We start from the raw sequence: 11620 nt of genomic DNA on the forward strand, positions 1-11620 counted from the left end.
ATTTTTCTGCGCTTTTGTGCCGTGCTATGCAGTACTCTTGGTCCGAGCTTCCCCGCCAGAGGGAAACCTGTATTGCCTTATTTTTCTGCCTCGCGTGTAAACCATCGTTCACTTCCCCTGTGGGATTTTTCAGTGAGGTTTAGCATGCGCATCACATCAGAACTCATCTGCCAGGCCGCCGACCAACTCAACGGCTTTGTCGGCCTGAACCGCAAGACCGGCCAGTACATCGTACGTTTCAGCGAAGACTCGTTCGGCATGGACGTCGCCGACGACGGCATCATCCCCACCAGCGAGTTTGTCTGGCAGCCCGCGGCTGACCAGGCCATGACCCTGTCCCGCGAGCACATCCAACTGTTGCTGGACCAGAACATCGACGACCGTATCAACATCACTGAGCCGCTGCGGGTGTACATGCGCCGGGTAGAGATCCCGCAGATCAGCGCGGTGCGCAGCCTGGTCAATTGATCACGGTTGATCCCTTGTAGGCGCTGCCTCTACAGGGCGCTGAAGGCATAAGCCCGCTCGACCTTGCATACCCGTGTCTGAAAGGCTGAGTACCAGGTGGCCCGGCCCTGTTCGCGCACTTCACGGTGCTCGGCGTGTTGTTTCCAGGCCAGGATGGCCGCCTCGCAGGCCCAGTAGGACACGGTAATCCCCAACCCATCCTCGCCCCGGGCCGACTCTACGCCGAGAAACCCCGGTTGCTCGCGGGCCAGTTCGAGCATGCGTTCGGCGGCCTGTGCGTAGCCTGGATCGGTGTCGGTGCGCAGGGAGGTGAAGATCACTGCGTAATAGGGCGGGGCGGGTGTCTTGGCGATCATGCCGAACACGCCTGACAGGCCATGAGCCATGCCGTGACCAGCGGCACGCTGGCTCCCTTGAGTGCCGCGCGCTCTGGCTGGAACAGGGTGGCGACAAAAAACGGATGGTCCAGCAGTTCCAAGGCCCGTACCTCGCCCGCTGAGTCATGGGCGCTGCCAATCAGATTGTCCTCCAGCAACGCCTGTTCGAAGTCGTGATTGACGCCATAGCGGCAACGATAACCCTCCTGGATTTCAAGGGTGCCATAAGCCTCGGCAATCCGTGTGAACGCCATCAGGCGTACCGGGGCGATCGTCTCGACCAAGGCGCACGCCAAGGGGGTGATCACCGCACGTGGCGCATCGGGTGCCAGTTCGCCATGTTCGGCATCGGCCCAGCCCAGCACATTGCGCGCATATTCCAGCACAGCATGTTGAAAGCCGCCGCAGGTGCCGAGGAAAGGACGCCGCTGTTCGCGGGCAAAACGGATCGCCCGCAAGGCACCGTCGATATCGCGATAGGGGCTGGCAGGTACGCACCAGAACCCGTCGAAGGGCTGCAAGGCTTGGGCGTCGATGAGGGTGTCAGTGGCCAGCCATTCAACCTGTATCGTCAGGCCCAGCTGTGCGCTGGCCTGTTGCAATGCAAGCGGGATGGCTTGGTGTGCTGTCACTTGCGGGTCGTAATCGCCAATCAGGGCGAGGTGCAGGGCAGTGGGGTTCATAGCTGGCGTCCAATGGCTTGTCGAGTCCTGGAGCGCACTATAGATTGGCGTTCACGCAATCAATATTGGCGTTACTCCACATGCTCAATGCAGCCACGCACTATCAGCTCGACTATCCCGACCTGGCACTGGTCCTTGCCCTGGTGCGTGGTGGCACCCTGGCCCGGGCGGCGGCTTTGCTGCGAGTGGATGTGTCCACGGTGTTTCGGGCTGTGCGGCGCCTGGAATCGTCACTGGGCCAGGTGCTGTTCGAAAAGAGCCGTGCCGGTTACCTGCCGACCAGCCTGGCCACGACACTCGCCCAGCAGGCGGAACGTGCCGAGCAGGCGCTGGAAGCGGCGCGGGTAGGGGTGGAGCAGGGCGGCGAGGTCATCAGCGGCACCGTGCGCCTGACCTGCACCGACTCGGTGTTGCAGGGCCTATTACTGCCGGCCCTGGCCCGGTTCATGCCGGGCTATTCGGCGCTGACTCTGGAACTGAGCACGTCCAACGACTTTGCCAACCTCAGCCGACGCGATGCCGACATTGCCCTGCGCCTGACCCGCACACCCCCGGAGCACTTGGTGGGACGGTGCTTGGGGACGGTGTCCTATCGCGTCTGCGCCAGTCCCGGCTATGCACAGCAGCACGACACTCAGGACCTGGCCACCTTGGCCTGGATCGCCCCGGATGACTTCCTGCCCGACCATCCCACCGTGGCTTGGCGTCGCCAGCACTTGCCTGGCGTCAGGCCCAGCTACCGGTGCAACAGCATGTTATCCGCGACCGAGTTGGTACGTGCCGGCCTGGGCGTGGCGGCGCTGCCGGATTTTCTGTTGGGGGAAGGCCATGGGTTGCAGCCATTGGGGCCGGCACTCGCGGGGCATGATACGGCGCTGTGGTTGCTCACACGCCCGGACTGCCGGGCACTGCGATCAGTGGTGACGTTGTTCGATGAACTGGGCCGGCACTTGCGCCAGCCCTCGTAGACGCCGGCAAGCCGGTCTCTACAACCCGGCCCGTTCATTGGCAAACATTCTCACCGCGCGTACGGCATCGCTGGTGCCTTCGCGAATTTGCAGGATCACCGTGCCGGCCTGATTGGCCAGTTCTACGCCTTGGGCGGCGCGGTCGCGGGTGTTGTCCATGCTGTCGATAGCCTGGCGGGTTTCGCTCTGGATCATCTCGATCATGCTCGAAATCTGTGCCGTGGAGCCGCTGGTGCGTGCGGCCAGTTGCCGGACTTCATCGGCGACCACCGCAAACCCGCGGCCCTGGTCACCTGCGCGTGCGGCTTCAATGGCTGCATTCAAGGCCAATAAGTTGGTCTGGTCGGCAATCGCGCGAATGGTGTTGACGATGGCGGTAATCTGCTGCGAACGCTCGCCCAGCTTGGCGATCAGTCGGGATGAGCTTTCAATGTCGGCGGCTATGTCATGGATGCCGCTGGCGGTCTGCTCAATGACCTCGGCGCCTTTTTCGGCGATATCCCGGGTTTGCAGGGAAATGTGATACGCCTGGGTTGCACTCTGGGCATCTTCGGCGTGCTTTTGCACCATGGCCGTGACGTCGGACGCGAACTTCACAATCTTGCACAAGCGGCCGCTGGCGTCGTACACCGGGTTGTAGTTGGCTTCCAGCCACAGCGTCTGGCCGCTGCGGGTGAGGCGCTCGAACTGGCCGCTGAACAACTGACCCTGGTTCAGCCGGTGCCAGAACTCACTGTACTCACTGCTGTTGGCAAGTTCCGGTTTGCAGAACAGGCGATGATGCTTGCCCTGCAGCTCTGCCAGGCTATAGCCCATGCGCTGGAGGAAGTTCTGGTTGGCGGTAATGATGCTGCCGTCGAGGTTGAATTCGATCACGGCCATGGCTCGGTCAATCGCCTCAAGCTTGGCGTTGGTTTCGCTTTCGGCCTGCATTCTGGCGCTCACGTCCAAGGCGTACTTGACTACTTTCACCACGCGGCCGGATGGGTCGCACACCGGGTTGTAGCTGGCTTCCAGCCACACCGAATGACCATCGGCGGTCACGCGCTCGAAGGTCCCGGACTGGAATCGGCCGTTAGCCAATTGCGTCCATAACTGGCTGTACTCGGCGCTACGGGCAAACGCGCTGGGGCAGAACAGGCGATGGGATTGCCCCACCACCTGATCTTCGCGGTAGCCCATGGTCTGCAGAAAGTTGGTATTGGCACGCAGGACGTTGCCTTGCAGGTCGAATTCAATGACCGCCATCGAGCGTTCAATTGCATCGAGCAGGCTGGCTTGTTGGCTGACAGTGTCTTGCAGGGCAGTAATGGTTTTTTTATGGGCGCTAAATAGCATGGTCGCGGACTCGGGCAAGCAAAGTGCGAGGCGTTATCCCTGGGTGCGCTTGTACGCCGTGAGGCTTCATGGCCCACGGTAGACTTGCTCATTGCCGGCTTCCTTTATACCGACAGGCGGTGGAACTGAGAGCTGAGAGTCATGGGCGGTGACGGAAGTTCGCGCAAAAAACGGCGAAACTCACATGATCCGATAAGTGGTGGCATTTTGATTTTTTGTAGGTGCCGGCCGGTCTGCAACGGGCGCCAAGCTGGCTTCCACAAGATGGACGAAGACACGGCCTGGATAATTAGCCCATTCAAGCGGAACGTGCGATCCGCGATTCGGCGACCGTCACGCGATTGCGCCCGGTCCCCTTGGCGGCATACAGCGCCTGGTCCGCAGCATTGAGCCACATATGCGCCTGGGTGAAGTGCACCTGGTAGGCCGCCAGGCCAATGCTCAGGCTGACCCGCAGCTCAGGAACCTGTGGGTCTCGGTAGCGGTTGAACATTTCCCGCAGGCGCTCCATCACATAGCTGGCCTGTTCCAGCGGTACGTCCGGGAGGATCACACAGAATTCGTCGCCGCCGTAGCGGCCAGCCAAGTCATTTTCCCGCACGTTGCGCAGCAATTCCTTGCTCAGTTGCCGCAAGACCCGATCGCCGACGATATGGCCATAAGCATCGTTGATCTGCTTGAAGTGGTCGATATCGATCAGCGCAATGGTGGCCTGGGACTGTTGCTGCTGGCACGTGTGGAACTTCAGTTGCAGCAGGTCCTTCCAGGAGCCGTGATTGAGCAGGCCGGTCAGGCTGTCGGTACGGCTCAAGGCACTCAGGGCGCGCTTGTGTTCCGAGAGCTTAATAGCCAGGCGATAACTGGCCATGCCGATGGCAACGGGGTAGAGGATCAACATCGGCAGGCAGGCATACACCTGGATCAGGCCGACATTGGGGTTGAACGAAGGGCCAAACACCAGCCAGGCCAGTGCAACACCTGCCAGTTGTGCGAGCAGGCCCTGGATCATCAGCTGTTTGCCGCCCGCCGCGACGTTGTGCATGGTCATCATCGCGAGGATAGTCACCGCGGTCAGCGGCGTGAATTGCGTGGCTGCGGCCCAGAACCCACCGGACAGGGAGTCATAGAGCAGGTTGCGGCGCTCGGCCTGGTAGGGGAACGCTGCATGGCTCGACAGCTGGTACGCCAGGTGCGGCCAGATAAAGGCGTTGAACAGCCACAAGCCCCAGATCCAGCCTGGCATCGCCAGCGGATACAGGGCTGCGAACACGCACAGGCTGCCAATACCCAACCCGATCATGCGCGGCCGATAAATGCGCCGGGCAAACGACAGCCCTTTGCCTCGAAGGTTTTCCATAGATCCCTGCGTCAGGTTCTTCTTTTTTTAGGTGGCGAAGGCGTACCTTATCCAAAGGCCATTTACGCCAGATGACAGGCGATTATTGTCAGGGATTTACGCAGGAATAATCAGTGTCCTTCCAGGCCATTTGCGCGGCTATTGCGAGGGTTTAAGGCAAAAACGACCTGTCAGTGTCTTATTGACGACAGAGGGGGTTACCGCGGGGCGGCGGCAATCTCGTAGCCGGCCAGGAACAGATCCATTGCCGACTCGATCACGTTGGCCTGGGTGGGCGCGTCGAGGGTGGGCTGGCCCAGGGTGATTTGTGGCCAGAAAGCGAATGCCTTGAGCAGGCTTTGTACCTGGTGGGCGGCAAAGCATGGGTCGACGGGTTTGAGTCGTCCGTCTTCCTGCGCTGCGCGCACCCATAAGGTAAAACCCTCTTCGCGCTCGCTCAGGCGATTGACGATGTCCTGGGCGCGCTCCGGGGAGTGGATGGTCGCGGCAATCGCGACTCGGGCCAGGTCGAGAAAGTTGGCGTCCGACATCATTTTCATCTTCGCTTGCAGCAACACGCGCAACTGATCGCGCAGGGGATGTTCGCGGCTGTAGCTGACATCCAGTTGCGCCACGCTGCTGGCCCACAACTGATGCAGGATTTCGGTGAACAACTCCTCTTTGCTGGGAAAGTGGTTGTACACCGTACGCTTGGAGACGCCAGCGGTGGCGGCGATCTTGTCCATGCTGGTGACCTCGAAACCGTTGTCGCGAAACTCGCTGATGGCTGCTGCCACGATGGCTTCGCGTTTGCGGTCGGTGAGGCGTTGAGGTGCAGTCATGGGGGCTTTTCGGCTCTGGGAAGAAAATTACACTCGGTAGTTTACTTGGTCCGGGTTTTGTTGCAATCTTGAAACTACACTGTGCAGTGTAGTTGTTGATCTGCATCAGCAGAACGTACCGGAGTCACTTTGTAATGGCCACGATCTCTACCCGTCTCGACACCTCATCTCCCGCACTCAAGTCGTCCGAGCAGCAGCAAGGTCACTTCAGTAACCATGCCGCGGTCAACCGCGCAGGCTTTGGCAAAACCCTGCAGATTTTCTGGAAGATGCTTTTTCACAAGCCTCGCAGTACCCGGCCCGTGGGTGAAATTCCGGTGCAGCGCCTGACGCGTGAACAACTGCTGAGTGCTCCGGATCACAGCGTCTATCGCCTTGGGCATTCCACCGTCCTGCTGAAAATGCGCGGCAAGTTCTGGCTGACCGATCCGGTATTTGCCGAGCGTGCTTCGCCTTTCAACTGGGCCGGTCCCAAGCGCTTCCACCAGCCGCCCATCAGCCTTGAAGAACTGCCGCCGATCGAGGCGGTGATCCTGTCGCACAACCATTACGATCACCTGGACCGCCAGGCCGTGGTGCAATTGGCTGGCAAGACCCGCTATTTCTTGGCGCCACTGGGTGTCGGTGACACCTTGATCAAATGGGGTGTCGCGCCAGACAAGGTGCGGCAGTTGGATTGGTGGCAGAGCACGGAAGTGGGCGGTATTCGTTTTGTCGCGACTCCTGCCCAGCACTTTTCGGGGCGTGGACTGTTTGATGGCAACCAGACGCTGTGGGCGTCGTGGGTGATGATCGATGATGCCCGGCGCATCTTTTTCAGTGGCGACACCGGTTATTTCGAGGGTTTCAAGCGTATTGGCGAGCAGTACGGGCCATTTGACCTGACCTTGATGGAAACCGGCGCCTACAACGTCGACTGGCCACATGTGCACATGCAGCCCGAACAAACCTTGCAGGCCCATATCGACCTGAAGGGGCGCTGGTTGCTGCCGATCCACAACGGCACCTTTGACCTGGCATTCCATGCCTGGCATGAACCGTTTGACCGCATCATGGCCTTGGCCTGGGAGCGCAATGTGTCGATTACCACACCCGCCATGGGCCAGGCTTTCATGCTGGGTGCACCTGAGCGCGGGCATGCCTGGTGGCTGGATGTCGAGGCTCAGGCGGCAGAACCGCTAGTGAACTGAAGGGGCAGCAACGTCTGGTCTGCAAAAAGGACTTTCAAGGTGTTTCTGCCCAGAGAGACGACCGGAAAAGGGTGCGATGATCCCGGAAAGCCATTTTCTGGGAGTGGGGACTTATGGAGGACAAATGTAGGAAGACCTTGCGGCCATGTGTACCCTGTCCTGTCGGGGTGCATTCAGTATTCCATGGCTTTGATCACAGTGTTTGTAAGCCGAGCGCACCGTCGGGGTTGGCGAATACCGTGGGCATTTCTCGGGGCTGCATTGAGTTCCAGTCTTCGGCGGCTCCTGTGGGTGTGGCGACTACGCTCACTACCGTCCAGGGCCCCAGGTTCGATATCCCCGGCCCGATGATGAAGACCGTACGTGATCCGTCGCTATCGCTTATTGCCTTGAGTGGCCTCGACCCCGCAGGCCAGGTCATGATGGAAGTCCCACCCATCATGGATAACCGTTCCGCAAAATCTGCTCCTGTCCTGGCCACTTGGCGTATCGGTTTTGCTGACGAATACCTGCGTAACGGTGTGCGTGAAACGGTGGAGCACTCCAATGGTTTTCTCCAGGCCCTGGAGGTGCTAAAGGTTGCCGGCGCTGAAGTGCTGCCAGTGATGGCGCAGTTACCCGATGCCGCTGCGTATTTCACCCAGGCGTCCAGCAACGAGATCGATGAGCGGGTGAGTGAGCATCGCCTCGACGCGTTGGTGTCCGATGGGCAAAGCCCAGCCTTCCACGGCTTCTGCAAAACCGGATATCCAGGTGTATGCCAGATATTCAACGATGCTACCGATGGCAGCCATGTCGTACTTTGGTTCTATGGCGCACGTTGGGCACGGGACTCACTGTCGGCACTGGTCCGGGCCTATCAGCAGGCCATGCAGGCCGCACACGGTAACGTGCCTGCGAGGTGAGCCCTTTGCGCGGTCAGGCCTATGCCCCGTTGGGTTGAGGCGTGTTCGACGATGTCGAGCCCAGCATCCGTGCTATTAGGCCACGACGGCCGGGGGCGGCATCGACCTGTGCAGCGACGGAGCGGCGCCCGCTCATGCCCCATCCTGGCGCAAACCCCGGGAAAAATACCAAGCCTTCGTGTTCCAGGCGAAACGCCAAGGCAATGCGAACGGCGTCATCCACCTCTTCATGGCTTTCAAAGCGTTGTATGGCGTCCATTCCAACCCCGGCGTGCCGGGCCAGGTCTTCCCGGCTCCAGCCCAATAGCGCGCGAGCCTGGACACTGTGCCGTGGGGTGAACTGATGAAGGACGATTTGCTGATCTACGGTGGTGCTCACTGCCAGAGAGGACATGGGCTTTCTCCAGGATGCCAACGGGGGAGGGCAAACTATACTGTGTTTTTGTACAGTTGTTTTGACCGTTCATCAACTGGATCATTTCCTGGCTGGCCGGCCCGCGATTGGCGGGGGCTGCGGGTCATTTCTCCTCCAGCCCCGGCGCCTCGCGGATAAGCAGGTGATCCAGGTTCTGGATATCGGCACTGAACACGCCGAATGTCTGCTGGGGGTTTTTCTTGCTCGGTACCTGCTTCAACTCCGGCGTCACACCATAGAAGAAGCAATACAACGGGCGTTCACTGTCGACGGCGGCCTTGATCTGTTCCAGGAACGCCTTGCGCTTGCGGTAGTTCTCGATCAGTTTCTTGTTCAGGTAGACGTTGACGGAATACGGTTTTTTGTCGAGCCACACCTTCTTTTCGAAATCGATGCGAAAGCTGCTGGTGTAGTCCTTGATCGCCTTGATCCGGCCCCAGTAGATCAAGCCCTTGTTGTCCTGTAGGTATTCGATCTTCTTGAAAAACGCCCAATAAGTCGCGGTCTGTTCACCGATCTTCAACGGCATGCCCTTGAGCTTGTCTTTGTCATCGATGTTGGACACGTAGCATTCCACCGGGTGGGCAAAGACACTGGTCTTGTCCGGTGTGGTTTCGCTGGCACTGTGGGATGTATTGGATATTTTCGCAGGCGCTTTCGTCAGATCCTGTGGGATAGCGTCTGCAGAACCTCGGATGACTGCCTTGCGTTCGTACTGACGCCGAGTCAGCACAAACTCCGACGGGAAGTTCTCCTCGCGCTCATCCTCGGTGTCTCCTGCCACGGCCCTGTGACTGGCGTAGCGGCAACCGTCGATATGCCGGGTGCCGGGCAGGTTCTTGAAATGCGGGGTACGCAGGTAGTTGACGTTCTTCCCGTTGAACGTACCGAGCACATTGCCCGCCGCAAACGCCGCACGGCAATCATCGTTGGGGCAGAGGAAACTGTCCTTGTCGGAATCGAAGGCGGCAGTTTCGTCGAAATTCAGGTCGCGCACGTCATAGATCGACAGCTTTTCGTCCAGGCTCAGGCAATAGGCTGTGTCGAATTTCATCGGGGCGGGTCCGTGGGAAGGTTCGCTATTAATAGCGGGGTTGTGCGGGTAGCACAAATATCCGGCCTTCCGTCGTGGCAGATCCCCTTCATAAACGACTTTCGGTATGTGACTGTAGACTTGATCACCAGGCTATAGAGCTTTGCAATAGAGCATGAAGCGACTATCCTTTGTTTGCTCTCCTTAAATGAGGTGATCTCATGTCTACTGGAACAGTCTTTACAAATAATCGGACGCAAAATATCCGGATTCCGGCCGAATTGCGTTTCCCTGACGGCGTGAAAACTGTCGAGGTCCGTGCCGTTGGGCGTGATTTGATCATCTCGCCGGTTGAAAACACATGGGACAGTTTTTTCCTTGCGGGCGAATCAGTATCCGATGACTTTATGGCGGAGCGAACTGAACCGGCCCAGCAAGAGAGAGAGTCGTTTGATGATTAAATACATGCTTGATACCAACATTGTGATTTACATCATCAAGCGTAGGCCTATTGAAATACTCGAGAAATTCAATGCCAATGTTGGGCGTCTGGTGATTTCCTCAATCACCTTGGCTGAGCTCATGCATTGGGCCGAAAAAAGCCAGTTTGTTGAGCGAAACACTCGAGCAGTGGAAGATTTCACCTCTCGGCTCGACATCATTCATTACGATGAGAAAGCCGCTTTTCACTACGGCTCTATCCGCTCCGACCTGGAAAAAAAGGGCACCCCCATTGGCGTCAATGACTTGCACATAGCCAGCCATGCCAGAAGCTCTGGCCTGGTACTGGTGACGACCAACGAGGGTGAGTTCAAGCGCGTAAACGGCCTGCTTGTTGAAAACTGGATTGCTGCCTAAGACGTTCGCCAGGCAAGCGTTCAACGTTGCTTGCGACTTCTACGCTTGGCCGAATGAAAATGCCGCCAATGCGCATCCTGCGCCGCCGCCAGCAACTCGCGATCCCCGCGCGTGTCACCCCAGGCCCTGAGTCGATACTCGCCCAAGTCCCCATAAATCGCTTCAAGGCGCAGCACCTTGTTCTCGCAACGGCAGTTGTTACCCGTGAGCCGCCCACTCAACACTCCATCGACCACCTCAAGCTCGGTCCCGATCAACTTGATCCCCAGCCGATCAGCAAAAGGCTGCAACACGATTGCCGGCGAGGCCGAACACAGCGTCACCTCGGCACCGGAGCCAATCTCGTCGGCCACCGACTGCAAACCGGCAGGGCGCATCAGCTTGTTCCAATAGGCCTTGCAGTACTCCTCGGCTTTCTGCTGCACCCAAGCCTTCTCCACACCGGTCATAAAGGTGCGAATCAGTTGGGCCTTGAGTTCATCGCGGCTCATCCGGCGCAACAGGAAGCGCAAGCCCGGCAGCGCCAGCTTGAGCATCCGGCGGTTGAATTCCTGCTTGCCGAAAGCAAACTTGAGGAACGGCACAAAACTGTCGTGGCGGGTCAGGGTGCCGTCGAAGTCGAAGACTGAAAGTACCTTGGCGCCCACTGGGCCGGCTTCTAGCATGTCTGGGTTCACGGGGTGGCCTCGGTCCTATCTACTATTTTCTTGGAGTGCATAAGCGGTGAACTCATCCCGGTCACTCGACCGGTGACAACGCTGATGGCAATTGGGGCACAAGGCTACAGCATTGGAGATGCGATCCGAACCCTTCCGGGCCAGGTGCTTGAGGTGATGTACTTCAAGAAATGGCAAACCGTCCACTGTTTGACCTGTTTCCATAAAAAAAGCCCTGAGTGCGACCTCAGGGCTTTTTAGTTGGCAACTATGAGCTGATCAATCCCAGCTCAACGCCCCACCGGTCTGATACTCAATCACCCGCGTCTCAAAGAAGTTCTTCTCTTTCTTCAAGTCCATGATCTCGCTCATCCACGGGAACGGGTTGGTCGTGCCTGGGTATTCTTCCTTCAAGCCGATCTGCGACAGGCGACGGTTGGCGATGAATTTGAGGTAGTCCTCCATCATCGCCGCGTTCATGCCCAGCACGCCGCGCGGCATGGTGTCGCGTGCGTATTCGATCTCCAGCTGGGTCCCTTGCAGGATCATCT

15 protein-coding genes and 2 pseudogenes are annotated in these 11620 nt (G+C 58.7%); 6 read left to right on the top strand and 11 right to left on the bottom strand.

Features of this window, described 5'->3' with window-relative positions; all coding sequences use genetic code 11:
• Positions 1–144 precede the first annotated feature (144 nt).
• The gene (locus FJD34_RS06525) at positions 145–468 is read left to right on the top strand and encodes a DUF2025 family protein (protein WP_032862604.1); all 324 of its coding nucleotides are present in this window, start codon (positions 145–147) and stop codon (positions 466–468) included.
• 29 nt (positions 469–497) lie between these two features.
• On the opposite strand, the gene FJD34_RS06530 is transcribed toward FJD34_RS06525, so the two are convergent.
• Positions 498–824, bottom strand: coding sequence for an antibiotic biosynthesis monooxygenase family protein (locus FJD34_RS06530; RefSeq protein ID WP_032862605.1), 327 nt, complete (start codon positions 822–824; stop codon positions 498–500).
• A complete protein-coding gene (locus FJD34_RS06535; RefSeq protein ID WP_065944038.1) occupies positions 821–1528 on the bottom strand; it encodes a CTP synthase C-terminal region-related (seleno)protein in 708 nt (235 codons plus the stop codon). Before FJD34_RS06535 ends, FJD34_RS06530 begins: the two co-directional genes overlap by 4 nt.
• An 80-nt stretch (positions 1529–1608) precedes the next feature.
• Here FJD34_RS06535 and FJD34_RS06540 point away from each other — a divergent pair, with 80 nt between their 5' ends.
• Positions 1609–2496 carry a LysR family transcriptional regulator gene (locus tag FJD34_RS06540; RefSeq protein WP_065944039.1) on the top strand — a complete coding sequence of 296 codons (888 nt, stop codon included), beginning with the start codon at positions 1609–1611 and terminating at the stop codon, positions 2494–2496.
• Between the two features lie 18 nt (positions 2497–2514).
• Here the strand turns inward: FJD34_RS06540 and FJD34_RS28835 are convergent, their stop codons facing one another.
• From FJD34_RS28835 to FJD34_RS06555, 4 genes and pseudogenes are all read right to left on the bottom strand, one after another.
• Entirely contained in the window at positions 2515–3066 is a 552-nt protein-coding gene (locus FJD34_RS28835) for a methyl-accepting chemotaxis protein (RefSeq protein WP_223232722.1), read from the bottom strand.
• Positions 3067–3834, bottom strand: a pseudogene (locus FJD34_RS28840) (PAS domain-containing protein); the annotation flags it as partial.
• 298 nt (positions 3835–4132) lie between these two features.
• Entirely contained in the window at positions 4133–5191 is a 1059-nt protein-coding gene (locus tag FJD34_RS06550; protein WP_032862610.1) for a diguanylate cyclase, read from the bottom strand.
• A 197-nt stretch (positions 5192–5388) separates the two neighbouring features.
• Entirely contained in the window at positions 5389–6012 is a 624-nt protein-coding gene (locus FJD34_RS06555) for a TetR/AcrR family transcriptional regulator (protein ID WP_032862611.1), read from the bottom strand.
• 134 nt (positions 6013–6146) lie between these two features.
• On the opposite strand from FJD34_RS06555, the gene FJD34_RS06560 reads away from it, so the two are divergent.
• Entirely contained in the window at positions 6147–7202 is a 1056-nt protein-coding gene (locus tag FJD34_RS06560) for an MBL fold metallo-hydrolase (RefSeq protein ID WP_090291784.1), read from the top strand.
• 239 nt (positions 7203–7441) lie between these two features.
• Positions 7442–8107 (top strand): amidase family protein, encoded by a 666-nt coding sequence (locus FJD34_RS06565; RefSeq protein ID WP_223232720.1) that lies wholly within the window; start codon positions 7442–7444, stop codon positions 8105–8107.
• Between the two features lie 19 nt (positions 8108–8126).
• On the opposite strand, the gene FJD34_RS06570 is transcribed toward FJD34_RS06565, so the two are convergent.
• Together FJD34_RS06570 and FJD34_RS06575 are read right to left on the bottom strand one after the other, a co-directional pair.
• Complete coding sequence (locus tag FJD34_RS06570) at positions 8127–8501, bottom strand: helix-turn-helix domain-containing protein (RefSeq protein ID WP_032862613.1); 375 nt, start codon at positions 8499–8501, stop codon at positions 8127–8129.
• Positions 8502–8625: 124 nt separating this feature from the next.
• A complete protein-coding gene (locus FJD34_RS06575; RefSeq protein ID WP_065944043.1) occupies positions 8626–9576 on the bottom strand; it encodes a hypothetical protein in 951 nt (316 codons plus the stop codon).
• A gap of 200 nt (positions 9577–9776) precedes the next feature.
• Between FJD34_RS06575 and vapB the strand changes: the two genes are divergently transcribed.
• Both vapB and vapC read left to right on the top strand, forming a co-directional pair.
• Complete coding sequence (gene vapB, locus FJD34_RS06580; protein WP_032862615.1) at positions 9777–10016, top strand: type II toxin-antitoxin system VapB family antitoxin; 240 nt, start codon at positions 9777–9779, stop codon at positions 10014–10016.
• Positions 10009–10413: a type II toxin-antitoxin system tRNA(fMet)-specific endonuclease VapC gene (gene vapC, locus FJD34_RS06585; RefSeq protein ID WP_090291780.1), complete on the top strand. Its 405-nt coding sequence runs from the start codon at positions 10009–10011 to the stop codon at positions 10411–10413. Before vapB ends, vapC begins: the two co-directional genes overlap by 8 nt.
• Positions 10414–10433: 20 nt before the next feature.
• Here the strand turns inward: vapC and FJD34_RS06590 are convergent, their stop codons facing one another.
• The 3 genes and pseudogenes from FJD34_RS06590 to FJD34_RS06600 all read right to left on the bottom strand — a co-directional run.
• Entirely contained in the window at positions 10434–11078 is a 645-nt protein-coding gene (locus FJD34_RS06590) for an HAD-IB family hydrolase (protein ID WP_032862618.1), read from the bottom strand.
• A gap of 27 nt (positions 11079–11105) precedes the next feature.
• Positions 11106–11276, bottom strand: a pseudogene (locus tag FJD34_RS06595) (HNH endonuclease); the annotation flags it as partial.
• Positions 11277–11348: 72 nt separating this feature from the next.
• Positions 11349–11620 (bottom strand): ribonucleotide-diphosphate reductase subunit beta (locus tag FJD34_RS06600; protein WP_188310392.1); only part of this gene is annotated, 272 nt, incomplete at its 5' end.

The organism is Pseudomonas brenneri (assembly GCF_007858285.1).
GTDB classification, from domain to species: Bacteria; Pseudomonadota; Gammaproteobacteria; order Pseudomonadales; family Pseudomonadaceae; genus Aquipseudomonas; species Aquipseudomonas brenneri.